This window comes from Kitasatospora sp. NPDC008050, assembly GCF_042957465.1.
Lineage (GTDB): Bacteria > Actinomycetota > Actinomycetes > Streptomycetales > Streptomycetaceae > Kitasatospora.
The window spans coordinates 323,883-347,395 of sequence record NZ_JBIBIJ010000005.1; the positions used below are offsets into that span (position 1 = coordinate 323,883).

Below are 23,513 nucleotides of genomic sequence, written 5' to 3' on the forward strand. Positions count from 1 at the left end.
CACTGGCCGTCACTCTGTGCCGCCATCAGCACACGGGGGGGCTTCGAATATCGCTATCGCGCCCCCATTACCGCCCCCGTGCGGACTAATAGTCGCATCACCGAATCGCGCCATGATCGGTGCGCGGTAAGCTGACGGCATGACAGGACAAGTTCGCACCGTCGACGGTCGCGTCGCCGGGCGACGCGGACAGGAGACGCGGCAGAAGCTGCTCGACTGCCTCCGCGAGATGCTCAGCACGTCGCCGTACCGGGACGTCAAGGTCATCGACGTCGCCCGTATGGCGGGTACCTCCCCCGCGACCTTCTACCAGTACTTCCCGGATGTCGAGGGCGCTGTCCTCGAGATCGCCGAGGAAATGGCCAAGGACTCCGTCGAGCTCAAAGAGCTGATCGACGGAAAGTCCTGGGCAGGAAAGTCCGGTGCCACCACCTCCGAAGAACTGGTGGACGGATTCCTCGCCTTCTGGCGCAAGAACGACGCCATTCTGCGCGTGGTCACCCTGGGTGCCGCGGAAGGGGACAAGCGGTTCTTCAAGATCCGTATGACAGTCCTCAACTCGGTCGCCAAGCCGCTCGCGGATGCCGTCAAGGACCTCCAGGCCAAGGGCCAGGCCGACAAGGCGCAGGACGCCGCGGCGGTGGCCGGCTCGCTGATCTCGCTACTCGCCTCGGCGGCGGAGCATCAGAAGGCCTTCACCTCCTGGGGCGTCAAGGTCAAGGACCTCAAGCCCACCCTCGCCCCCCTGGTCTACCTGGGCGTCACCGGCAAGAAGCCTCCCAGGTAGACCGTCCGACAACCCTAAAAACCCCATAGCGTGTGCTCGCGCGTGGCCCCGGCCTCCTGTCCGGTGGAACGTCGGGCGGCGGCCGTGTCCTCGGGGGAGGTTCGCCGACGTACCGCAGCGCGCCGGCCCCACACGTGGCGGTGGGCGGGATCCCGATCAGGGATCCCGCCCACCGTTCTGTTGTGAGCCGAGCCTGCGCCCGGCCTGGGCTCGTCCGACAGCCCTGGGGGCAGCCCGCTCAGGGGCAGCGGATCACCTGGCCCGCGTAGGCCAGCCCGCCGCCGAAGCCGAAGAGCAGCACCGGATCGCCGCTGCTCAGCTCTCCGCGCTCGACCAGCTTGCTGAGCGCCAGCGGGATCGAGGCGGCCGAGGTGTTGCCGGAGTCGATCACGTCGCGGGCGATCACGGCGTCGGTCGCGCCGAGCTTGGCGGCGATCGAGTCGATGATCCGCAGGTTCGCCTGGTGCGCCACGAAGCCCTTGAGCTGGCTCGGGTCGATCCCGGCCCGCTCACAGGTCTGCCGGGCCAGCGGGGCGATCTGGGTGGTGGCCCAGCGGAAGACCGCCTGACCCTGCTGGCTGATCACCGGCTTCCACCCGGTGATGGTCACCGCATCGGTCTTCTCCGGCTCCGAGCCCCAGACCACCGGGCCGATGCCGGGCTCGGCCCCCTCCGGCTGGGTCTCGACCACCGCCGCCCCGGCCCCGTCGGCGAAGATCACGCAGGTGCTGCGGTCGGTCCAGTCGATGGTGTCGGACATCCGCTCCGCGCCGATCACCAGCGCCCGGGTGGCCGCGCCGGCCCGGATCGCGTGGTCCGCGGTGGCCAGCGCGTAGGAGAAGCCCGAGCAGACGGTGTTGATGTCGTAGGCGGCGGGGCTGGGAATGCCGAGCCGGGCGGCCACCGCGCAGGCGGTGTTGGGGCTGCGCTCGACAGCCGTACAGGTGGCCACCACCACGAGGTCGATGTCCGCCGGGGCGAACCCGCTGGCGGCCAGCGCCTTCTGCGCGGCCTCGGTGGCGAGGTCGACGAGCGTCTCGCTCTCGGCGATGTGCCGCGCGCGGATGCCCACCCGACTGCGGATCCACTCGTCGTCCGTGTCGACCAGAACCGCCAGGTCGTCGTTGGTGAGGACCTTGGCGGGCTGGTAGTGGCCGAGCGCCACAATGCGGGAACCGGTCATAGTGCCACTCAACCCGGTTACCGGTGCGTCAACTGCTCACGGCCGGTGACAGGATCCGGCCCCGGAAGCTGTAGGAGACGAACAACAGCCCTTGTCCCGCAACGGGCCCCGTGGGGACATTCGGGGGCATAAAGAGGATTCTCAGGTGGCGAGCGAGGCCGCGTCGCCCATCACGATCACCGGGTGGGCCGCCGGATCGAGGGTGTGCAGCAGCTCGGTCATGTGGTCCTCGGTCAGCGAGACGCAGGCATGGGTCGGGCCGCCGTGGTCGACGTGCAGCCAGATGCCGCCGCCCTTGGCCGCGCCGAGCGGTTTCCGCTGGTCCAGCGGGGAGGTGCCGACAACCCGGTTGTAGTCGATCGCCACCACGTAGTCGAACGCGCCGGCCAGGGATTCGCCGTTGAAACCGGTGCCGCTCGCCACGAAGTCGCTGTCCTGGTGGTACGGCAGCTTGCTGCCCGGGTCCGGCTTCAGACCACCGGCGTCACTGAGCGTGTAGACGCCGATCGGGCTGCGCAGGTCGCCGTCGGTGTGGTCGGCGGTCCAGCCGGAGTCGCCGTTGTGGGCGTTCCACGCGCCGCCGGGGCGCCAGCGGCCCTCGGGGGTGCGGCTCCACAGCGTCACGGTGGAGTCGGCGGAGTCCTTGCCCGCGCCGGAGGCCAGTACCACCTGGGTGCTCTGGGCCGGGATCTTCGCGCTGAAGCCCGTGCCCAGGCCGGGTATCGCGGCGAAGGTGCCGTCCGCCCGGTCGGAACGGTCGGCGCTGGGTGCCTGGGAGTGCGGATCACCGGCGGGCTGCTGCCCGATCGGCTGCCCCGTCGGGGTCGCGGCGGCGCTCGCGCCGGGCGTGCCCTGCGGTGTGGCGGGTGCCTGCGCCCGGGGCGGCAACGGCAGCGGTGTGCCCTGGGCGGCCGCCGTGCTGCTGTGCGCGGTGAGCAGCCCGCCGGGGCCGAACCCGAACCAGCCGACGGCCGCGACCGCCAGCAGTGCCGCCGTGCCCGCCGAGGCGGCGCCGCGTCGCCGTCGGGCCTTGCGCCGCCTGCCGCGGGCCTGCGCCCGGGGTCCTGGGACCGCGCGCCCCCCGACGGGTTCCACGGTGGAGACACCCGCGGGGCGGCGGCGTTCGGCAGCACGACGTGTTCCGGACATGCGATCGATCCTGCCAAAAGCGGCCCGGATCGGTAAACCCGGGCCGCCATAAATCCTCATGAAGGGACGTCAGGCCTCGTGCGGAGGGCCTGTGTCCGTGGCCGGAAGGGCCTGTGTCCGAGGCCAGAAGGCCCTGTGTCCGAGGCCAGGAGGACTGCGCTCAGAGACGCATCGCCTGCGGGGTCTCGCGGCGCTGCAGGTCCGGGCCGTCGTACTCGCGGATCACCTCGTAGCGGGTGTTGCGCTCCATCGGCCGGAAACCGGCGTCCCGGATCAGCTCCAGCAGGTCCTGGCGGCCGAGCTTGTTCGGGGTGCCGAAGTTGTCCGCGTCATGGGTGATCTTGTACTCGACCACCGAGCCGTCCATGTCGTCCGCGCCGTGGCTGAGCGCCAGTTGGGCCGTGGTGACGCCGTGCATCACCCAGAAGACCTTGACGTGCGGGACGTTGTCGAAGAGCAGCCGGGAGACCGCGAAGGTCTTCAGCGCCTCGGCGCCGGTGGCCATCTCGGTGCGCTCCATCAGCCGGTTGCGGACCACGCCGTCCTTGGAGTCGTGGAAGTCGTGCTGGTAGCGCAGCGGGATGAAGACCTGGAAGCCGCCGGTCTCGTCCTGCAGCTCACGCAGCCGCAGCACGTGGTCGACCCGGTGCCGGGGCTCCTCGATGTGGCCGTAGAGCATGGTGCACGGGGTCTTCAGGCCCTTCTCGTGCGCCAGGCGGTGGATCCGCGACCAGTCCTCCCAGTGGGTCTCGTGGTCGACGATGTGCTGGCGGACCTCCCAGTCGAAGATCTCCGCGCCGCCGCCGGTCAGCGACTCCAGGCCGGCGTCGATCAGCTCGTCCAGGATCTCCGAGGCGCTCAGCCCGCTGATCTTCTCGAACCAGTGGATCTCGGTGGCGGTGAACGCCTTGAGCGAGACGCTGGGCAGCGCGGCCTTCAGCTCGCGCAGGCTGCGCGGGTAGTAGCGCCACGGGAGGGTGGGGTGCAGGCCGTTGACGATGTGCAGCTCGGTGAGCGAGTCCACCTCCATCGCCTTGGCCAGCCGCACGGCCTCCTCGATCCGCATGGTGTAGGCGTCCTTCTCGCCCGGCTTGCGCTGGAACGAGCAGTAGGCGCAGGAGGCGGCGCAGACGTTGGTCATGTTCAGGTGGCGGTTGACGTTGAAGTGGACGACGTCGCCGTTCTTCTTCGTCCGCACGTGGTGCGCCAGGCCGCCCAGCCAGGCCAGGTCGTCGCTCTCGTAGAGCGCGATGCCGTCCTCACGGGTCAGCCGCTCGCCCGCGTAGACCTTCGCCTCCAGCTCCCGCTTCAGCCCTGCGTCCATGCGGCGACCCGCCTCCTGTGTCATTCGGTGCAAAAGCCATCGGCCTGATGGCCAGATCGAGACTACGCCTATGCGGCGAGCAGCTCCGACAGCAGCTTGGGTTCCAGATTGCCGCCGCTGACGACCGCCGCGAAGACCCTCCCGCGCAGCTCACCGGCCCGGTGCAGGTACCCGGCGGTGGCCACCGCCCCGGACGGCTCGGCGACCAGGCGCCCGCGCCGGGCCAGCACGGCGACGGTGTCGCGGATCTCCGCCTCGCTGACCGTGACGATGTCGTCCACGTAGGCCTGCAGGTGCTCGAACGGCAGCACGCCCACGGCCGGGGTGCGCAGCCCGTCGGCGATCGTCCGGTAGGTGTCGGCGACCGGCCAGCTGATCCGCTCACCGGCCCGCAGACTGGCCCGGGCATCGGCGGCGAGCTCCGGCTCGACGCCGATCACCCGCACGCCCGGGGTGGTCAGCTTGATCGCCGCCGCCACCCCGCTGATCAGCCCGCCGCCGCTGACCGGCACCAGCACGGTGTCCAGCTCGTCCGGGGCGTCCTCGCCGATCTCCAGGCCCACCGTGCCCTGGCCGGCGATGATGTCCAGGTCGTCGAAGGGCGGCACCCAGACGTAGCCGTGACGCTCCCTCAGCTCGGCGGGGACGTCGTCGCGCCGGTCGGGGGCGACCAGCACCACCTCGGCGCCGTAGGAGCGGGTGCTCTCGACCTTCACCGCGGGCGAGGTGTCGGGCATCACGATGACGGCCTTGATCCCCAGCAGCCCGGCCGCATACGCGACCGCCTGGGCGTGGTTGCCGCTGGACTGCGCGACCACACCGCGCGCCCGGTCGGCGGCGCTCAGCTGGGCCAGCCGGTTGTAGGCGCCGCGGATCTTGAAGGCGCCGGTGGGCTGGAGGCTCTCCGGCTTGAGCCAGAGCCGGCGGTTGCCGTCCTCTGCCCAGAGCGCCGGCATCAGCGGGGTGCGTACCGCGACCCCGGCTATCCGTCGCTGAGCGGCACGCAGCTCTTCCAGCCCGACCAGTGGCATCCGATCCTCATTCCCGAGACTGATGTGCACTCGCTCGACGAGCCGCTCCCCCGCTGCGGACGGGGCCCGCCGCCGACCCGGCTCGGCGGACCCCACCCGGCGCCGCGGCGCGGCTCAGTCGCTCAGGGCCGGCAGGTCGCTGACCCGGTTCTCCCACTTGGTGGACAGTACGACGGTGGTCCGGGTGCGGGCCACCCCCTTGGTGCCCGACAGCCGCTTCACCACCGACTCCAGGCCCTCCACGTCGGAGACCCGGACCTTGAGCATGTAGGAGTCGTCGCCCGCGATGAACCAGCAGTCCTCGACCTCGCCGAGGTCCTTCAGCCGGTGCGCCACGTCCTCGTGGTCGGCCGCGTCGGTGAGCTGCAGGCCGATCAGGGCGGTCACCCCGAACCCGAGCGAGGCCGGGTTGACGGTCGCCCGGTAGCCGGTGATCACCCCGGCCTGTTCCAGGCGGTTGATCCGGTCCGTGACGCTCGGACCCGACAGGCCCACCAGGCGGCCCAGTTCCGCGTAGGAGGCGCGACCGTTCTCCCGGAGCGCCTGGATGAGCTGTCTGTCCACCGTGTCCATGTACCGTCCCGCGTCCTTCCGAACTCGCCAGACCCCGAGAGCATTATCCGCAAATCCAAGGGCTCACACGTGGCGCAACCCGGATTTCGCAGACGTCAGATGTCGGATGCCAGATATCGCAGAGAACATACTCTCTCGGCACGCACCCTCCTACGCCCCCTCCGCGGTGCGGGCCGCACCCAGTTCGCCGCCCCAGCGGCGGTAGAGCGCGTGCGGCACCTTGACCGCGTCCAGCACCCGCCCGGCCACGAAGTCCACCAGCTCCCGGGCGGTGGAGCCGCCCGCGTAGAACCCGGGCGAGGCGGGCAGCACCACGGCGCCGGCCGCGTCCAGCTCGACCAGGTGACGCAGCGTCACCCCGTCGAGCGGTGCCTCGCGGACGCAGACCACCAGCGGGCGGCGCTCCTTGAGGGTGACGGCGGCGGCCCGCTGGAGCAGGTCCTTGCTCAGGCCGAGCGCGATCCCGGCCACCGCGCCGGTGGTGGCCGGCACCACCAGCATCCCCTTGGCCGGGTAGGAGCCGCTGGAGGGCCCCGCCGCGAAGTCGCCGGCGGCCCAGTAGCGGACCCGGTCCAGCTCGACGGCGGCCGGGCCGTCGCCGTTGCCGTCGTTGTCGGTGTCGCTGTCGCCGGCGCTGTCGCCCAGCCAGGCGGCCAGGTCGGCCCGCCAGTGCGCGTCCCGGAAGGAGATGCCGGTCTCGTCCAGGATGGTCAGCCGGGCGGCCCGGCTGACCACCAGGTCCACCGCCTCACCGGCCGCCAGCAGCGCCCGGATCACCGAGGCCGCGTACGGGGTGCCCGAGGCCCCCGAGACCCCGACCACCCAGGGCCGCCGTACGGTGTCGTCTTCTTCCTTGCCCATACCCGCACCCTAGGGCCTGGGACGCGAGAGCATGGTGGGGTGACTCCTTCGCCGGCCCCGGTCCTGATCGACCTCACCCACCAGGTCACCACCGGCATGCCCGTCTACCCCGGTGACCCCGAGGTCGCGCTGCGCCCCGCGCTGACCACCGACACCGCCGGGGTGAACGTGCTCTCGGTGCACCTGGGCTCGCAGTCCGGCACCCACGTGGACGCCCCGTACCACGTGGATGTCACCTGGCCCACGCTGGACGGGCTGCCGCTCACCCGGTTCACCGGCCCCGCCGTGGTGGCCGACCTGCGCGCGCTGCCGGCCCGCACCCCGGTGACGCCCGATCAGCTGGCGCCCGCGCTGGAGCGGCTGACGCCCGACGCGATCCTGCTGCTGGCCACCGGCTGGCCCCGGTTCTGGGGCACCGAGCGCTATCTGGCCCACCCCTACCTGACCCCCGAGGCGGCCGAGGCGATCGTGGCGGCCGGGGTGCGCACCCTCGGGGTGGACGCGCTGAGCGTGGACCCCACCCCCGACCCCGGCCCGGCGGACCCGGCGGTGGCCGTGCTGCTGGCCGGTCTCGCCGACGAGCACGACGCCGCCCCGGCGGCCGAGGCGCCGCTGCTGGCCGCCCACCGGATCCTGCTCGGCGCCGAGGGCGGCGGGGTGATCGCGGAGAACCTGACCGATCTGACGGCGCTGCTGGAGGCCCAGGCCCGGGAGAAGCCGATCAGCATCAGCCTCTTCCCGCTGCGGCTGGCCGCCGCCGACGGCGCTCCGGTGCGGGCGGTGGCGCGGGTCGGCTGAGCCCGCGCCGCCCGTTCCCCACCTCGCTCCATAGGTCTAGACCAAGGTTCGCCGCCCCCGATAGGCTGCCCGTCCATGGCAGAGATCGTCGGAGTGGTCGAGCGACTCTGGCGCTACCCCGTGAAGTCCACCGCCGGGGAGCGCCTGACCCAGGTCGCCCTGGACGACCGCGGCCTGGCCGGCGACCGGCTCTACGCCGTCCGGGACACCGACGGCAGACTCGGCTCGGGCAGGACCACCCGCCGCTTGCGGCGGATGGACGGGCTGCTGCGTCTCGGCTCCCGGCTCGGCCACCGACTGGAGGGCCCCGAGCTGCTCGACCCGCTGGGCCGCCCGATCGCCGACCCCACCGCCTTCCTCCGCGCCTACCTGCAGCGGGACGGCGTCGAGCTGGCCCGCGAGGACGCCGTCTCGCACTTCGACCAGCTGCCGGTGAGCCTGCTGACCACCGCCACCCTGGACTGGGTCCGCGAGGCCGTGCCGACCGAGCTGGTGGACGAGCGCCGGTTCCGCCCCAACATCGTGCTGCGCACCCCGCCGGGCACCCCGCCGTTCGTCGAGGACCACTGGTTCGGGCGGGAGGGGGAGCTGCGGTCCGGCGCCCGGCTGGCCTTCGTCCGCTCCAGCGAGCGCTGTGTGATGTCCACCGCCGCCCAGCCCGGGCTGCCGCACGCCCCCGAGATCCTGCGGGTGCTGGACCGGGCCCACCAGCGGCGGCTGGACGCGCTGGCCACCGTCAGCGCGCCCGGGCTGCTGCGGGTCGGGGACCGGCTGCGGCTCCTCTAGGACAGGCCCTGGCGACAGGGCAGGCCCCGGCGACGCGGCGGCGCCGGTCAGTGCGACAGCAGGCAGAACGGGTGGCCGGCCGGGTCGGCGTAGATGACCCAGCCGGCCTCGCGGCGCAGGAAGGCCGCGCCGTGCGCGGTCACTTCGCGCTCGGCGGCCGGCAGGTCGGCGACCTGGACGTCCAGGTGGAACTGCTGCGGGTGGCCCGGGTCGGGCCACTGCGGCGGGTGGAAGTCCGCGACCCGCTGGAAGGCGAGCACCAGCCCGCCCGGCGTGTGCAGGGTGGACCAGTCCTCGTCCAGCCGCCAGCGCGGGTCGGGCCGGTCCAACTCGCCACCGAGCAGCTCGGCGTAGAACCGGGCCAGCGCGGCCGGGTAGTGGCAGTCCAGCACCACGCACTGCAGGGAACCGAGCATCGACGCCTCCTCCGGGGCCCCTTCGGGCTCCGATCATCGCGTACCGGCCGGGCCCCGGGGAGGTGCCACCCCGGGGTGGCCGGCCGGGTCAGGCGAAGTGCAGGCCGCGCAGGATCAGGTCCAGCAGGGCGAAGCCGAACAGCGAGATGCCGACGAAGCCGTTGGCGGTGAAGAAGGCCCGGTTGAGGCGGGAGAGGTCGTCCGGCTTGAGGATGCTGTGCTCGTAGCAGAAGGCGACGATCACCACCACCAGGCCGACGTAGAAGGCCGGGCCCGCGTGAGTGAGCACGCCGTACCAGACGAAGAGCGCGGTGGTGACGGCGTGGCAGACCCGGGCGCCGGTGAGCGCCGCGGCGACGCCGAACCGGGCGGGCACCGAGCGGACGCCCTCGGCCCGGTCGGCCAGCACGTCCTGGCAGCCGAAGATCAGGTCGAAGCCGCCGATCCAGATGCCCACCGCGAGCCCGAGCACCACCGCGTCCCAGGACCACGTGCCGGTGACGGCCAGCCAGGCGCCGACCGGGCCCATCGCCTGGGCCAGCCCGAGGATCGCGTGCGGGAAGTCGGTGAAGCGCTTGCCGTACGGGTAGACCACCATCGGCACCACGGCCACCGGCGCGAGCGCCAGGCAGAGCGGGTTGAGCAGGGCGGCCGCGCCGAGGAAGACCAGCAGGGCGAGGGCCGAGCCGGTGTAGGCGGTGCGCACCGAGACCGCGCCGGTGACCAGCTCGCGGCCCGCGGTGCGGGGGTTGCGGGCGTCGATCTCGCGGTCGATGATCCGGTTCGCGGCCATCGCGAAGGTCCGCAGGCTCACCATCGCGACGGTGACGATCAGCAGCTGGCCCCAGTGCACCCGCTTGTCCGCGAGGAACATCGCGGTGAGGGTGGCGATGTAGGCGAAGGGGAGGGCGAAGACCGAGTGCTCGATCAGGACCAGGCGCAGGAAAGCCTTGGCCTTGTTCGGGGGCGCCTCGAACGCGTCGGCGGTCAGGCTCACAGCCCGTACTCCGGAATACCCCCGCGAAGGCGGGGCACGCCGCCCTGCCCCTTCACCCTCATCATGTCTGCCGTCCTCACAGCCCGTACTCCTTCCAGCGCTTCGTCACCCGTTCGGCCGTGGCCGGGTCGGAGCTGACCATCTCCGGCCAGCCGCCGTCGCGGGTGTACCCCTCCTCCGGGAGCTTACGGGTCGCGTCGATGCCCGCCTTGCCGCCCCAGAACTGCTGGTAGGAGGCGTGGTCCAGGTGGTCCACCGGGCCCTCGACCACGCTCAGGTCGCGGCTGTAGTCGGTGTTGCCCAGTGCCCGCCAGGCGACTTCCTGGTAGTCGTGCACATCGCAGTCGGCATCCACCACGATGATCAGCTTGGTCAGCGACATCATGTGGGCACCCCAGATGGCATGCATCACCTTCTGCGCGTGCTTGGGGTACTTCTTGTCGATCGAGACGATCGCGCAGTTGTGGAAGCCGCCGGCCTCGGGCAGGTCGTAGTCGACGATGTCCGGGATGATGATCTTGAGCAGCGGCAGGAAGAAGCGCTCGGTGAACTTGCCCAGCGGCCCGTCCTCGGTCGGCGGGCGGCCGACCACGATGGACTGCAGGATCGGCCGGCGGCGCATCGTGACGCAGTCGATGGTCAGCGCCGGGAACGGCTCCTGCGGGGTGTAGAAGCCGGTGTGGTCGCCGAACGGGCCCTCGGGCAGCATCTCGCCCGGCTCCAGCCAGCCCTCCAGCACCACCTCGGCGTCGGCCGGGACCTGGAGCGGGACGGTCTTGCAGTCGACCATCTTGACCCGCTCGCCGGCCACGAAGCCCGCGAACAGGTACTCGTCGATGTCGCCGGGCAGCGGGGCGGTGGCGGCGTAGGTGACCACCGGCGGGCAGCCGAAGGCGATCGCCACCGGCAGCTTCTCGCCGCGCCGGGCGGCCGCCTGGTAGTGGTTGTGGCTGTCCTTGTGGATCTGCCAGTGCATGCCGATGGTCCGCTTGTCATGCCGCTGCAGGCGGTACAGGCCCAGGTTGCGCCCGCCGGTCTCCGGGTCCTTGGTGTGGGTCAGGCCCAGGTTGAAGAAGGAGCCGCCGTCCAGCGGCCAGGTGAAGAGCGCGGGCAGGGTGTCCAGGTCCACCTGGTCCCCGGTCAGCACCACCTCCTGCACCGGCGCCTCGGTCGTCCTGACCTTGCGCGGCGGCACATGGGTCATCGAGGCGAGCTTGCCGAAGGCGTCCCGGACGCCGGTGAAGCCGTGCGGCAGCTCGGGCTTGAGCAGCCCGGCGATCTTCTCGGCGATGTCCTCCGGGGACTTGAGGCCGAGTGACTTGGCGAGCCGGCGCTCGGTGCCGAAGACGTTCATCGCCAGCGGCATCGTGCAGCCCTTGACATTCTCGAAGAGCAGCGCCGGGCCCTTGGCCTTCTGCACCCGGTCGACGATCTCGCCGATCTCCAGATGGGGGTCCACCTCGACCTTGATGCGCTTGAGGTCGCCTTCTCGTTCGAGAGCCCGCAGAAATGAGCGGAGATCGTCGTATGCCATGCCTGCCAGTATCGGGTACCGGATAGCCTGGCCCGGTCAACAGGTCCCGCTCCGCTGCGGCGCGGGCCCCGCCGCCCGCTCGGTCTCGGGGGAGAGAAAACCGACGTGCTGGACTATCTGCCGTTCCTGGTCGTCCTGCTGCTGTGGGTCTGGGCGTTCATCGACTGCCTGACCACCCCTGAGCAGGAGGTCCGCCACCTGCCCAAGGTGGTCTGGATCCTGCTCATCCTCTTCTTCGGCGAGGTGCTGCTCGGCCCGCTCGCCTGGCTGCTGGCCGGGCGGCGCCGGGGCGCACCGGCCCTCGGGCGCACCGTGGGCTTCGCGCCGCCCGAGCCGGACCGCCCCGGGCGCCCGCCGGCGCCGGACGACGACCCCGAGTTCCTCGCCTCGCTGCAGCGCGACAACGAGCGCCGCCGCCGCGAGGGTCGTGGGGACGCCACGACCTGACGCCACCTGGGGCGGAGCGCGCTCCTGTGCCGCTTGATCAGCAATCTTCGCCTTTTGGCGCATCCCTACGACTGATGGTCCACCGGTCCACTGCCGGGACCAACCCCTAGGAACCCCTGACCGACACCCCGTCGACCGTTGTGACACCCCCCAGTAACCCACTCTGAGCTGCGCAATCGACTCATCCGCTCGCCTACCGCCGATCTTGGCGTGCACGGCGCAAGGCGGCGCCCCAGAGGCATTCGGGTGACTGCCTCCTGGGTACCGTGGCCAGATTTTCTGTATGTCCTCGACAGCTAAACCGAGAGGACCTTGTACGGAATCAACGCCGAAACGGAGTGGCCTGGCCTCGTAATGTCGTAGGGGAAGAAGGAAATCGCAGCCGGAGCCCACAGCCGACACCGACTGCTCGCTCGCTCACATACCTGGGAGTTCGAGATGACGGTGTTGCAGGAGGCCGCTGCGGGTGAGCCCGCGGACGCGCGTGGCCGGGTCGCCGAGCTGCACGAGCTGCGTGCGGCGGTACGGCGCGGTCCGAGCGACAAGGCGACCGAGGCGCAGCACGCCAAGGGCAAGTTGACGGCGCGTGAGCGCATCGACCTGCTGCTCGACGAGGGTTCGTTCCACGAGGTGGAGCCGCTGCGCCGGCACCGCGCCACCGGCTTCGGCCTGGAGGGCAAGCGGCCGCACACCGATGGTGTGATCACCGGTTGGGGTGCGGTGCACGGCCGGACGGTGTTCGTCTACGCGCACGACTTCCGGATCTTCGGCGGCGCGCTGGGCGAGGCCCACGCGCAGAAGATCCACAAGATCATGGACATGGCGATCGCGGCGGGCGCGCCGCTGGTGTCGCTGAACGACGGCGCCGGGGCCCGGATCCAGGAGGGCGTCACCGCGCTCGCCGGCTACGGCGGCATCTTCCAGCGCAACACCCGCGCCTCCGGCGTCATCCCGCAGATCTCCGTGATGCTCGGCCCCTGCGCGGGCGGCGCGGCCTACAGCCCCGCGCTCACCGACTTCATCTTCATGGTCCGCGAGACCTCGCAGATGTTCATCACCGGCCCGGACGTGGTGCAGGCGGTGACCGGCGAGAAGATCAGCCAGAACGGGCTGGGCGGCGCGGACGTGCACTCCAGCGTGTCGGGGGTGTCGCACTTCGCCTACGACGACGAGCAGTCGTGCATCGAGGAGGTGCGCTACCTGCTGTCGCTGCTGCCGCAGAACAACCGGGAGATGCCGCCGGCCACGGCGAGCGACGACCCGATCGAGCGGAGCAACGACCTGCTGCTCGACCTGGTGCCCGCCGACGGGAACCGCCCCTACGACATGCGCAAGGTGATCGAGGAGATCGTCGACCACGGCGAGTACCTGGAGATCCACGAGCGCTGGGCCACCAACGTGATCGTGGCGCTGACCCGGATCGACGGGCACGTCACCGGGATCATCGCGAACCAGCCGCAGTCGCTGGCCGGGGTGCTGGACATCCACTCCTCGGAGAAGGCCGCCCGCTTCGTGCAGATGTGCGACGCGTTCAACATCCCGCTGGTCACCCTGCTGGACGTGCCCGGCTTCCTGCCCGGTGTCGACCAGGAGCACGACGGCATCATCCGCCACGGCGCCAAGCTGCTCTACGCCTACTGCAACGCCACCGTGCCGCGGATCTCGCTGATCCTGCGCAAGGCCTACGGCGGCGCGTACATCGTGATGGACTCCCGCTCGATCGGCGCCGACCTGTCGTACGCCTGGCCGACGAACGAGATCGCGGTGATGGGCGCCGAGGGTGCGGCGAACGTGATCTTCCGGCGTGACATCAACGGGGCGGAGGACCCCGAGGCGATGCGCGCGCAGAAGATCAAGGAGTACAAGAGCGAGCTGATGCACCCGTACTACGCGGCCGAGCGCGGCCTGGTGGACGACGTCATCGACCCGGCCGAGACGCGTGCGGTGCTCGCCCACGCGCTGGCCATGCTCCGCACCAAGCACGCCGACCTGCCCAGCCGCAAGCACGGCAACCCGCCGATGTAGCAGCCGTCCGGCGGCCGACCGCCGCCGGGCCCGCGCGCCGCCTCGTCAACCACAGCTTTCGGGGGAGAGAGACCCAGCCATGACCGCAGCAACCGAACCACTCGTCCGCGTCACCCGCGGCACCCTGTCCGACGAGGAGCTCGCCGCCCTCACCGCCGTCCTGCTGGCCCGCGCCGCGGCCACCCAGTCGGCCGCCGGCCTCGCCCCCGTCGAGCCGATCGCCCGCTGGCAGCGGCTGGACCGCCACCCCGTGTACTACTCGCCGGTCAGCTGGCAGTGGGCTGCCTGACCAGCTCCTTCTCGAACCAGTGGGCGGCGTAGGCGCTGTCGTTGTAGCGGGGTATCTCGCGATAGCCCTGCCGCGCGTACAGCGCCCGCGCCTCCACCAGGTCGGCGCGGGTGTCCAGGCGCAGCGTGGTCAGCCCGAGCTCCAGCGCCGCCGCCTCGACGGCGGCGATCAGCCGCCCGCCGCCGCCCTGGCCGCGGGCGGCCGGGCCGAGGTAGACCTTGGTCAGCTCGCCCAGCCCCGGTGCCAGTTCACGCAGGCCCACGCAGCCCACCGGCAGGCCGTCCAGCCGGGCCACCAGGAAGGCGGCGAGGCCGGTGGCCGGCTCCCACTCCTGGACCTGGTCGACCTCCGCCTCGGTGGCGGGGCGCTGGTGGTAGCGGCCCACGATCTCGGTCAGGTAGGCGCGCAGCAGGGCGACGGCCTCGGGGTGGTCGACCGGGGTCGGTTCGATGGTCCAGCTCTTCGCGTTCACGCGGGTCATCATGGCCGCGACGGCGCTCGCGGAGCACCCTGATTTCTCCGTGGCCGGGTTCTCGTCGACGTTTCCCGTGGGCGTCTTCCGGTGGGCGTCTTCCCGTGGCGCGAAGGCCTAGGCGGCCACCAGGCCGGTGGAGCGGCCCGCGTGCATCAGGTCCAGGTGGTCGGCCAGCAGCTGCGGGTCCTGGGCCAGCCAGAGCCGCAGGGCGGCGCCCAGCATCGAGCTGCCCGAGCCCAGCCGCACCCCGGTCGCCAGCGCCACCTGGTCGGCGGCGGGCACCAGGAGGTCGGCCAGCGGCGCGGGCAGCCAGACCGTCAGGGCGCACGGGGCCGGCTCGGTCAGCGCGGCGAGCAGCAGGTAGGCGCGGGCGGTGCCGGACAGCGTCGGCAGGATGTCGAGCAGGCCGTCGGCCACCACCTCGGACAGATCGCTGCGGTGCCCCTGCGCGAGCCGCCGCAGCAGCGCCCGCTCCGCGACCGTGATCCGGACCGTCAGCATGAGCTCATCGCTGTCCATGTCGCGGCCTCCCCGCTGCCCGGCGCACCGGCATTCGTCCCGGTACGTCCCACTCTGTCACAGCCAGTTACTCGTTCCGAGTCCTGCCCACCCCGGTAACTCTGACACCCCGTCGGGCCGGTGATCCTGCTGACGTCCGCTCAGTGGCGGGCCGCGGGACCGGCGGCGGGACGGGGTGCCGGGCCGGTCGGATCAGCCCACACCCGCGTACGAGTGCTTACCGGTGATGAAGATGTTGACGCCGTAGTAGTTGAACAGGAAGCAGGCGAAGGCCAGCAGCGCCAGGTACCCCGCCTTGCGGCCCTTCCACCCCGCGGTCGCCCGGGCGTGCAGGTAGCAGGCGTAGACCACCCAGGTGATGAAGGACCAGGTCTCCTTCGGGTCCCACTCCCAGTACTTGCCCCAGGCCGCCTCGGCCCAGATCGCGCCCGCGATGATGGTGAACGTCCACAGCGGGAAGACCAGCGCGTTGATCCGGTAGGAGAGCTTGTCCAGGGTGGCGGTGGCGGGCAGCCGCTCCCAGATCGAGGCCGCGGTCCTGAACGGGCCGCCGGGCAGACCAGCCGCCACCCGCTTGTCGTAGGACTCCCGGCCCAGGTAGAGCGCGGTGGTGGCGAAGGCCGCGTAGAAGGCGCCACCGCAGATGATCGCGGCGGTCACGTGGATCGCCAGCCAGTAGGAGTGCAGCGCGGGCACCAGCTGCTCGGAGTCGGTGTAGAGCACGCTGGTGGCCAGGCCCAGGGTCAGACAGGCGGCCACCACGGCCGGCAGGCCCATCCAGCGGACCGGCTTGCCGAACGCCAGCAGCAGCAGGTAGGCGCCGATCATGGTGACGCCGAAGGCGCAGGAGAACTCGTACATGTTCCCCCACGGCCAGCGCATCACCGACAGGCCGCGGAAGAGCACGCCGCCGAAGTTGCACAGGAAGCCGAGGACGGTGAGCGAGATGGCGATCCGGCCCGCCAGGTCGCCCTTCTCGCTGCTGCCGGCCGCGCCCGGGCCGTCGAGCTCCAGCTCGTCGCCGCGGCCGCTGGTGACCACGGTGGCCCCTTCGCCGGCCAGCGCGGTACGGGTCAGCGTGGTGGTGCCGCCGTCGCCGGTGGCGACCGTGACGGTCACCTTCTTGGCCGCCTGGGCGGCCGCCAGCTGCCCGGGCAGGCTGGCCGCGGCGGCAGCGGCGGCCAGCGAGGCCTGCTCGGCCGAGCGGCGGGCGACCCCGCCCTTGCTGCCGAAGGTCCACTCGAACATGTGGGCGAACATGGCCAGCGCGTAGACGAACATGGCCGAGTAGATCAATTTGTCGGACAGGCCCGACAGCTGGGTATTGACCCCGGTGGCGAGGTACATCACCGTCTACTCCTTGGATTCCGGTGCGGCGGGGGTGGCTTCTGCGGGGGTGCCGGGTGAGTCGTCGGCTGACGGGTCCTCCGGGGCACCAGGGTCGTCGGCGGCTTCGGCGGCAGCTCGGTCAGCGGCCTCGTCAGCGGCTTCGGCGGCGGCTTCGGCGGCCGGGGTGTCGTCGTCGAGGGCCGGGGCGTCGTCCTGGAGGTCGACCGCCAGCTCGGCCAGCTCCTCGGCGATCTTCGCCGACTCGCTGCGGGCCAGGCCCGCCAGTTCCACCAGGGTCCGGCCGTCCGGCGTGGCGACCGCGCGGACCCAGATCCGGCGGCGCTGCACCAGCAGCGAGCCGATCAGGCCGAGCACCGCGAGCACCGCGCCGGTCAGCGCGACCGAGTTGCCGGGGCGGTGCGAGATGTTGAAGTTCGCCCACTGCTGGTAGCCGTCGAAGGTGATCGACCCGTAGCCGTCCGGCAGCTCCCAGCCCTGGCCGGGCACCATCTTGACCTTGGCCGGCTGCCCGTCCTGCTGCAGCTGGGTCAGGTGCGACAGGTCGAGCTGGTAGATGTTCTGCGGCTGGCCCGAGTCGGTGCCCAGGTCGCCCTCGTAGGCGGTGAGCACCATGGTCGGGGCCGCGGGGCCCGGGTAGAGCGAGCGCGGACCGGTGTTGGCGTCGAAGTTGGCCGGCGCGGTCGGCAGGAAGAAGCCGCTGAAACCGAGCTGGACCTTCTTGCCGTCCTTCTGCCCGTAGTCACCGACCTTGATCACGCCGGTCGAGGTCAGGTTGGTGTCCTGCGGCAGGAACGGCACCTTGTCGTGGTACACGACCTTGCCGCTGCCGTCCCGGACCGTGACCACCGGGGCGTAGCCGTGGGCGATCAGGAAGACCTTGCTGCCGTCGATCTCCAGCGGCTTGTTGACCTGGATCTCACCGGTCTTCAGCTTGGTCGGGTCCGCGCCCTGCCAGTACTGGATGTGCGCGGTGAAGTCCCGGGCCTCGCCGATCTGGTCACCGGTGGTCTGGTAGGTGGCGGTGAAGTGGTCCAGGTTGAAGCCGAACGGGTCCAGGTCCTCGGGACCGTAGAAGGCCGACCCGGTGAAGTTGTCCATCTGGGTCATGGTGTTGGTGTAGCCGCCGCCCTCCACCACCAGCTTGCTCCCGGTGCCGCTCGCCAGGCTCGCCCAGGCGAAGCCGGCCAGCAGGGCGAAGAGCGAGAGGTGGAAGAGCAGGTTGCCGACCTCGCGCAGGTAGCCCTTCTCCGCCCCGACCGCGCCGTTCGCCAGGTGCGCCCGGAACCGGCGCTTGCGCAGCAGCCGCTCGGCGGCGCGCACCGCGGTCTCGGGGTCGGCGTCGGTGTGCCAGGCCGCGTAGACCGGCATCCGGGTCAGGTTGGCCGGCGCCACCGGCGGCTTGGCCCGCAGCACCCCGACGAACTGCCAGGTGCGCGGAATGATGCAGCCGGCCAGCGAAACGAAGAGCAGGATGTAGATCGCCGAGAACCAGACCGAGCTGTAGACGTTGAACAGCTGGAGCTTGATGTAGAGCGGCGTGATGCTCTTGTGCGCGGCCTGGAAGGTCTGCACCTTGAACGGGTTCTCGCTGGTCTGCGGGATCAGCGAGCCCGGGATCGCGGCCAGCGAGAGCATGAAGAGCAGGATCAGCGCGACCCGCATCGAGGTCAGCTGACGCCACGTCCAGCGCGCCCAGCCCAGCAGCCCTATGCCGACCGGCGCCTCCGCCTCCTGCGGCGCGCTGGTCAGCCGCTCGGCCGACACCTCGTCCGCCGGGGTCTCACCCGGCGGTGGGGTGGCGTCCACAGGCTTGAGGTCGGTGTCACTCACGTCAGATTCCGATCTCGCCGCTGGGGGCGACGTACTGAAGCTGGTTCACCAGGTAGTCCCAGCCGCCGGTGACCAGCAGGATGCCGACGGCGACCAGCATGCCGCCGCCGATCCGCATGACCCACTGGTAGTGCCGCTTGATGAAGCCGAAGGCACCGAGTGCCTTGCGGAAGGCCAGCGCCGCCACCACGAACGGTATGCCGAGGCCCAGGCAGTAGACGGCCATCAGGAACGCCCCGCGCGCCGCGCTGGCCTGGTTGAACGACAGGGAGAGCAGGGCCCCCATGGTCGGTCCGATGCACGGCGCCCAGCCCAGTCCGAAGACGACGCCGAGCAGCGGCGCGCCGACCAGCCCGACCACCGGGCGGCGGTGCGAGCGGAACTCGCGGTTGCTGAACCCCGGCAGGAGCCCCATGAAGGCCAGGCCCATCAGCACCGTCAGGGAGCCCAGCACGACGTTGACGGTGTGCCGCTGGTGTCGCAGGGTGTCGCCGAAGTCACCGAAGAGCGCCCCGAACGAAATGAAGACCGCGGCGAAGCCCAGGATGAAGAGCACCGAGCCGAGCAGCATCCGCCCGCGCCGCCGGCCCTGGGCGTCCGCCAGGTCGGCGGCCGAGAAGCCGGTGATGTACGAGAGGTAGCCCGGGACCAGCGGCAGCACGCAGGGCGAGAAGAACGAGACCAGGCCGGCCGCGACGGCCACGGGGATGGCGAGCAGCAGCGGGCCGTTCAACACCGTCTGGTTGACCCCGTCGGCAAGGAACCCCGGTTCGCCGGTCACGAGTGCTGCTCCGCGAGCAGCGGCTCCAGGATGGCGTCCATGTCGTAGATCGAGACCGGCCGCATCGCACGGGCGGCCAGGCGGCCCTGACGGTCGACGACCATGGTGGTCGGGATGGTCTGCGGGTTGAGGCTGCCCTTGGGGAACTTGAGGATCTGGGTGCCGTCCGGGTCGTAGATGCTCGGGTAGGTGATCCCCTGGTTCGCCTCGAACTGCCGGGCGTTGGTCGGGTCGGTGTCCCGGGTGTTGATGCCGAGGAACTGCACGCCCTGGTCCTTGTACTTCTGGTACGACTGCTCCAGACCGGCCGCCTCCTTGCGGCAGGGCGAGCACCAGGAGCCCCAGATGTTGATCACCACGATCTTGCCGGTGTAGTCGGAGAGCGCGACCTGCTTGTTCTCCAGGTCCTTGCCGTCGATCGCCGGGGCGGGCTTCCGGTTGGCCAGCGGAACGGTGTCCACGCCGCCGTTGCCGGCGACGAAGCCGGTCTGGGCGTCACCACTGCCGCCGCTGCCGGTCGAGCTGCAGCCGGCGAGGGCGAGAACGGCGGCCGCCGCGGTGAGAAGTGCGGCCAGGCGGAAGCGGGGCGTACCAGACATGTGAAAAGTTTCGCATGGCAGTTCAGGGCGTTTCAGGGGGGTAGGCAGTTGCGTGTCGGCCCCCCTGTGAACTGGGCTTGTAAAGATCCTTTAAACGCCAATCGGCGTTAAGAGGAGCAAGCCCCGAAAGCCTTTCGACGGGGTCGATCCGAGCGGCGTTCGGGCGCCGGTCAGGAGTGCTGCTCGGCGAGCAGCGGCTCCAGGAGCGCGTCCATGTCGTAGATCGAGACCGGCCGCATCGCGCGCTCGGCCAGGCGGCCCTGACGGTCGACGACCATGGTGGTCGGGATCGCCTGCGGATTGAGGCTGCCCTTGGGGAACTTGAGGATCTGGGTGCCGTCCGGGTCGTAGATGCTCGGGTAGGTGATCCCCTGGTTCGCCTCGAACTGCCGGGCGTTGGTCGGGTCGGTGTCCCGGGTGTTGATACCGAGGAACACCACGCCCTGGTCCTTGTACTTCTGGTACGACTGCTCCAGACCGGCCGCCTCGCTGCGGCAGGACGAGCACCAGGAGCCCCAGATGTTGATCACCACGATCTTGCCGGTGTAGTCGGAGAGCGCGACCTGCTTGTTCTCCAGGTCCTTGCCGTCGATCGCCGGGGCCGGCTTCCGCTTGGCCAGCGGAACGGTGTCCACGCCGCCGTTGCCGGCGACGAAGCCGGTCTGGGCGTCACCGCTGCCGCCGCTGCCGGTCGAGCTGCAGCCGGCGAGGGCGAGAACGGCGGCCGCCGCGGTGAGAAGTGCGGCCAGGCGGAAGCGGGGCGTACCAGACATGTGAAAAGTTTCGCATGGCAGTTCAGGGCGTTTCAGGGGGGTAGGCAGTTGCGTGTCGGCCCCCCTGTGAACTGGGCTTGTAAAGATCCTTTAAACGCCAATCGGCGTTAAGAGGAGCAAGCCCCGAAAGCCTTTCGACGGGGTCGATCCGAGCGGCGTTCGGGCGCCGGTCAGGAGTGCTGCTCGGCGAGCAGCGGCTCCAGGATGGCGTCCATGTCGTAGATCGAGACCGGCCGCATCGCGCGCTCGGCCAGGCGGCCCTGACGGTCGACGACCATGGTGGTCGGGATCGCCTGCGGATTGAGGCTGCCCTTGGGGAACTTGAGGATCTGGGTGCCGTCCGGGTCGTAGATGCTCGGGTAGGTGATCCCCTGGTTCGCCTCGAACTGCCGGGCGTTGGTCGGGTCGGTGTCCCGGGTGTTGATGCCGAGGAACACCACGCCCTGGTCCTTGTACTTCTGGTACGACTGCTCCAGACCGGCCGCCTCGCTGCGGCAGGACGAGCACCAGGAGCCCCAGATGTTGATCACCACGATCTTGCCGGTGTAGTCGGAGAGCGCGACCTGCTTGTTCTCCAGGTCCTTGCCGTCGATCGCCGGGGCCGGCTTCCGCTTGGCCAACGGAACGGTGTCCACGCCGCCGTTGCCGGCGACGAAGCCGGCCTGGCCGTTACCGCCGTCGGCCGAGCTGCACCCGGCAAGGGCGACGACGGCGGCTGCGGCGGTGAGAATCGCGGCCAGGCGGACGCGGGGCGTACCAGACATGTGAAGAGCTTCGCACGGCAGTTCGGGGCGTTTCAGGGGGGTCGGCAGTTGACTGTCGGCCCCCCTGCGAACTGCGGCTGTAAAGATCGTCTAAGCGCCGATCGGTGTTGACCAGTGTGAAAAGGGTCAGGCCCCGAAGCTCTTGCCGACGGGCTTGTCGCCCTTGCTGCCCTTGCCGAGCAGGTGGGCCGGCAGCAGGTCCCGGGCCGGCTCGCGGTAGCCGACCGAGACCAGCTTGTCGCCCTCGTAGGTGAAGCTGGTCAGCGAGGCCAGCGAGCACTGCCGCTTGCGCGGGTCGTGCCACAGCCGGCGCTTCTCGGCGAACGAGCGGGCGATCCAGATCGGCAGCTGGTGGCTGACGCAGACCGCCTCGTGCCCGCGCGCGGCGTCCCGCGCCCCCGCGAGCGCACCCATCATCCGCACCGCCAGCTCGACGTACGGCTCGCCCCAGGACGGGCGCAGCGGGTTGACCAGGTACTTCCAGTAGCGCGGGTTGCGCAGCGAGCCGTCGCCGACGCCGAAGGTCTTGCCCTCGAAGATGTTGTCGGCCTCGATCAGGCGCTCGTCCACCGCGACAGTGAGGCCGTGCGACTTGGCGGTCGGCTCGGCCGTCTCCTGGGCGCGCTCCAGCGGGGAGGCGACCACGTAGGTGATGTCGCGGTCGGCCAGGTGCTCGGCGACCCGGTCGGCCATCTGCCGGCCCAGCTCGGACAGGTGGTAGTCCGGCAGCCGCCCGTACAGCACGCCCTGCGGGTTGTGCACCTCGCCGTGGCGCACCAGGTGCACCACCGTGGTGTCGGTCATCGCAGTTCCTCCGTGGGCTTGGCCAGCGCCGCGGCACGGGCGGCGGCGGGCAGGGCGGCGGCGATCCGCTCGATCGCGCGCTCGTCGTGGGACGCCGAGACGAACCAGGACTCGAAGGCGGACGGCGGCAGGTAGACCCCGTCCGCGAGCAGGCTGTGGAAGAACTCGGTGAAGCGGAACGCCTCCTGACGCTTCGCCGAGGCGTAGTCGGTGACCGGCTCCTCGGTGAAGAAGACCGAGAACATGGTGCCCGCCTTCTGCAGCCGGTGCGCCACGCCCTCCTTGGTCAGCGCCTCGGAGACCAGGCCGCAGACGGTGTCGGCGACCTGGCCGAGGGTCGTGTAGACCTCGTCGGTGCAGGCGCGCAGCTGGGCCAGGCCGGCCGCGGTGGCGATCGGGTTCCCGGAGAGCGTGCCGGCCTGGTAGACCGGGCCGGCCGGGGCCAGGTGGGCCATCACGTCGGCACGGCCGCCGAAGGCCGCGGCCGGGAAGCCGCCGCCCATCACCTTGCCGAAGGTCAGCAGGTCGGGCGCCCAGCCCTCGTGCGCCGCCTCCAGGCCGTACCAGCCGGCCTTGGAGACGCGGAAGCCGGTCATCACCTCGTCCGAGATGAAGAGCGCGCCGTTCTCCCGGCAGAGCCGGGCCAGGCCGGCGTTGAAGCCGGGCCCCGGCGGGACCACGCCCATGTTGCCGGGGGCGGCCTCGGTGATCACGCAGGCGATCTCGCCCGGGTGCAGCGCGAAGGCCTCCGCCACGGCCGCCAGGTCGTTGTACGGCACCACGATGGTGTCGCCCGCCTGAGCGCCCGTCACGCCCGGGGTGTCCGGCAGGGCGAAGGTGGCGACGCCGGAGCCGGCCGCGGCCAGCAGCGCGTCGACGTGGCCGTGGTAGCAGCCGGCGAACTTGACGACCTTGGCGCGGCCGGTGAAACCGCGGGCCAGCCGGATCGCGGACATGGTCGCCTCGGTGCCGGAGGAGACCAGGCGGACCTGCTCGACCGGAGCCACCCGGGCCACGATCTCCTCCGCCAGCTCGACCTCGCCCTGACCGGGGGTGCCGAACGAGGTCCCCTTGCCGACGGCCTCGCGCACCGCCTCCAGGACGGCCGGGTGCGCGTGGCCCAGGATCATCGGACCCCAGGAGCAGACCAGGTCGACGTACTCGCGGCCGTCGGCGTCGGTCAGGTAGGGGCCGGTGCCCGAGACCATGAACCGCGGGGTACCGCCGACGGCGCGGAAGGCGCGCACCGGGGAGTTGACCCCGCCGGGGGTCACGGCCGAGGCGCGCTCGAAGAGCGACTGGGACTGGGGTGCTTCATAGGGGTAGCTCACGAGACCACATCCTCTCAAACGGCGCCGCTCTCAAATCGTGTCCTTTACCTCTGCATGTCGGAGCCGATCATCTGGAACGATGATCCG

At 71.0% G+C, this 23,513-nt stretch carries 25 protein-coding genes; 6 read left to right on the forward strand and 19 right to left on the reverse strand.

The window, feature by feature from the left end:
* Window positions 1-139: 139 nt before the first annotated feature.
* On the forward strand, window positions 140-787 hold the full coding sequence (locus tag ACFZB9_RS12900) for a TetR family transcriptional regulator (protein ID WP_184937043.1): 648 nt from the start codon (window positions 140-142) through the stop codon (window positions 785-787).
* A 238-nt stretch (window positions 788-1,025) separates the two neighbouring features.
* On the opposite strand, the gene ACFZB9_RS12905 is transcribed toward ACFZB9_RS12900, so the two are convergent.
* From ACFZB9_RS12905 to ACFZB9_RS12930, 6 genes are all read right to left on the reverse strand, one after another.
* The gene (locus ACFZB9_RS12905) at window positions 1,026-1,970 is read right to left on the reverse strand and encodes a beta-ketoacyl-ACP synthase III (protein WP_391446400.1); all 945 of its coding nucleotides are present in this window, start codon (window positions 1,968-1,970) and stop codon (window positions 1,026-1,028) included.
* A 141-nt stretch (window positions 1,971-2,111) separates the two neighbouring features.
* Entirely contained in the window at window positions 2,112-3,119 is a 1,008-nt protein-coding gene (locus ACFZB9_RS12910; protein WP_391446402.1) for a hypothetical protein, read from the reverse strand.
* Between the two features lie 160 nt (window positions 3,120-3,279).
* Window positions 3,280-4,443 (reverse strand): aminofutalosine synthase MqnE, encoded by a 1,164-nt coding sequence (gene mqnE / locus ACFZB9_RS12915; RefSeq protein ID WP_391446404.1) that lies wholly within the window; start codon window positions 4,441-4,443, stop codon window positions 3,280-3,282.
* Window positions 4,444-4,511: 68 nt separating this feature from the next.
* Entirely contained in the window at window positions 4,512-5,474 is a 963-nt protein-coding gene (locus tag ACFZB9_RS12920; RefSeq protein WP_391446405.1) for a threonine/serine dehydratase, read from the reverse strand.
* A gap of 114 nt (window positions 5,475-5,588) precedes the next feature.
* A complete protein-coding gene (locus tag ACFZB9_RS12925; protein ID WP_391446407.1) occupies window positions 5,589-6,047 on the reverse strand; it encodes an Lrp/AsnC family transcriptional regulator in 459 nt (152 codons plus the stop codon).
* Window positions 6,048-6,197: 150 nt separating this feature from the next.
* Entirely contained in the window at window positions 6,198-6,908 is a 711-nt protein-coding gene (locus tag ACFZB9_RS12930) for a UbiX family flavin prenyltransferase (RefSeq protein ID WP_391446408.1), read from the reverse strand.
* A gap of 39 nt (window positions 6,909-6,947) precedes the next feature.
* Between ACFZB9_RS12930 and ACFZB9_RS12935 the strand changes: the two genes are divergently transcribed.
* Window positions 6,948-7,706, forward strand: coding sequence for a cyclase family protein (locus tag ACFZB9_RS12935; protein ID WP_391446410.1), 759 nt, complete (start codon window positions 6,948-6,950; stop codon window positions 7,704-7,706).
* A gap of 75 nt (window positions 7,707-7,781) precedes the next feature.
* Window positions 7,782-8,492 carry an MOSC domain-containing protein gene (locus ACFZB9_RS12940; RefSeq protein WP_391446412.1) on the forward strand — a complete coding sequence of 237 codons (711 nt, stop codon included), beginning with the start codon at window positions 7,782-7,784 and terminating at the stop codon, window positions 8,490-8,492.
* Between the two features lie 47 nt (window positions 8,493-8,539).
* Here ACFZB9_RS12940 and ACFZB9_RS12945 read toward each other — a convergent pair whose 3' ends face one another.
* From ACFZB9_RS12945 to ACFZB9_RS12955, 3 genes are all read right to left on the reverse strand, one after another.
* Window positions 8,540-8,908, reverse strand: coding sequence for a VOC family protein (locus ACFZB9_RS12945; RefSeq protein ID WP_391446414.1), 369 nt, complete (start codon window positions 8,906-8,908; stop codon window positions 8,540-8,542).
* An 88-nt stretch (window positions 8,909-8,996) separates the two neighbouring features.
* Window positions 8,997-9,905 carry a menaquinone biosynthesis prenyltransferase MqnP gene (gene mqnP / locus ACFZB9_RS12950; RefSeq protein ID WP_391446416.1) on the reverse strand — a complete coding sequence of 303 codons (909 nt, stop codon included), beginning with the start codon at window positions 9,903-9,905 and terminating at the stop codon, window positions 8,997-8,999.
* Between the two features lie 76 nt (window positions 9,906-9,981).
* Complete coding sequence (locus ACFZB9_RS12955; RefSeq protein WP_391446418.1) at window positions 9,982-11,439, reverse strand: menaquinone biosynthesis decarboxylase; 1,458 nt, start codon at window positions 11,437-11,439, stop codon at window positions 9,982-9,984.
* A 105-nt stretch (window positions 11,440-11,544) separates the two neighbouring features.
* On the opposite strand from ACFZB9_RS12955, the gene ACFZB9_RS12960 reads away from it, so the two are divergent.
* The 3 genes from ACFZB9_RS12960 (at window position 11,545) to ACFZB9_RS12970 (ending at window position 14,200) form a co-directional block, all read left to right on the forward strand.
* A complete protein-coding gene (locus ACFZB9_RS12960) occupies window positions 11,545-11,886 on the forward strand; it encodes a PLD nuclease N-terminal domain-containing protein (RefSeq protein ID WP_391446420.1) in 342 nt (113 codons plus the stop codon).
* Window positions 11,887-12,324: 438 nt separating this feature from the next.
* Window positions 12,325-13,911 carry an acyl-CoA carboxylase subunit beta gene (locus ACFZB9_RS12965; RefSeq protein ID WP_391446422.1) on the forward strand — a complete coding sequence of 529 codons (1,587 nt, stop codon included), beginning with the start codon at window positions 12,325-12,327 and terminating at the stop codon, window positions 13,909-13,911.
* A 79-nt stretch (window positions 13,912-13,990) separates the two neighbouring features.
* Window positions 13,991-14,200, forward strand: coding sequence for an acyl-CoA carboxylase epsilon subunit (locus ACFZB9_RS12970; protein WP_391446424.1), 210 nt, complete (start codon window positions 13,991-13,993; stop codon window positions 14,198-14,200).
* On the opposite strand, the gene ACFZB9_RS12975 is transcribed toward ACFZB9_RS12970, so the two are convergent.
* The 10 genes from ACFZB9_RS12975 to hemL form a co-directional block, all read right to left on the reverse strand.
* Window positions 14,178-14,672: a GNAT family N-acetyltransferase gene (locus ACFZB9_RS12975; protein ID WP_391446426.1), complete on the reverse strand. Its 495-nt coding sequence runs from the start codon at window positions 14,670-14,672 to the stop codon at window positions 14,178-14,180. The two genes, ACFZB9_RS12970 and ACFZB9_RS12975, sit on opposite strands and share 23 nt — an antisense overlap.
* 117 nt (window positions 14,673-14,789) lie before the next feature.
* On the reverse strand, window positions 14,790-15,194 hold the full coding sequence (locus ACFZB9_RS12980; RefSeq protein ID WP_327067474.1) for a hypothetical protein: 405 nt from the start codon (window positions 15,192-15,194) through the stop codon (window positions 14,790-14,792).
* A gap of 192 nt (window positions 15,195-15,386) precedes the next feature.
* Window positions 15,387-16,541: a c-type cytochrome biogenesis protein CcsB gene (gene ccsB, locus ACFZB9_RS12985; protein ID WP_391446429.1), complete on the reverse strand. Its 1,155-nt coding sequence runs from the start codon at window positions 16,539-16,541 to the stop codon at window positions 15,387-15,389.
* Between the two features lie 6 nt (window positions 16,542-16,547).
* A complete protein-coding gene (locus ACFZB9_RS12990) occupies window positions 16,548-18,374 on the reverse strand; it encodes a cytochrome c biogenesis protein ResB (protein WP_391446431.1) in 1,827 nt (608 codons plus the stop codon).
* 1 nt (window position 18,375) lies between these two features.
* The gene (locus ACFZB9_RS12995; RefSeq protein ID WP_391446433.1) at window positions 18,376-19,155 is read right to left on the reverse strand and encodes a cytochrome c biogenesis CcdA family protein; all 780 of its coding nucleotides are present in this window, start codon (window positions 19,153-19,155) and stop codon (window positions 18,376-18,378) included.
* Complete coding sequence (locus ACFZB9_RS13000) at window positions 19,152-19,754, reverse strand: TlpA family protein disulfide reductase (protein WP_391446436.1); 603 nt, start codon at window positions 19,752-19,754, stop codon at window positions 19,152-19,154. The genes ACFZB9_RS12995 and ACFZB9_RS13000 overlap by 4 nt, the downstream gene beginning before the upstream one ends.
* Before the next feature lie 170 nt (window positions 19,755-19,924).
* On the reverse strand, window positions 19,925-20,527 hold the full coding sequence (locus ACFZB9_RS13005; protein WP_391446437.1) for a TlpA family protein disulfide reductase: 603 nt from the start codon (window positions 20,525-20,527) through the stop codon (window positions 19,925-19,927).
* Window positions 20,528-20,697: 170 nt separating this feature from the next.
* Window positions 20,698-21,291, reverse strand: coding sequence for a TlpA family protein disulfide reductase (locus tag ACFZB9_RS13010; RefSeq protein WP_391446439.1), 594 nt, complete (start codon window positions 21,289-21,291; stop codon window positions 20,698-20,700).
* Between the two features lie 126 nt (window positions 21,292-21,417).
* Window positions 21,418-22,095: a histidine phosphatase family protein gene (locus tag ACFZB9_RS13015; protein WP_391446441.1), complete on the reverse strand. Its 678-nt coding sequence runs from the start codon at window positions 22,093-22,095 to the stop codon at window positions 21,418-21,420.
* Entirely contained in the window at window positions 22,092-23,426 is a 1,335-nt protein-coding gene (gene hemL, locus ACFZB9_RS13020; protein WP_391446443.1) for a glutamate-1-semialdehyde 2,1-aminomutase, read from the reverse strand. Before hemL ends, ACFZB9_RS13015 begins: the two co-directional genes overlap by 4 nt.
* Window positions 23,427-23,513 lie beyond the last annotated feature (87 nt).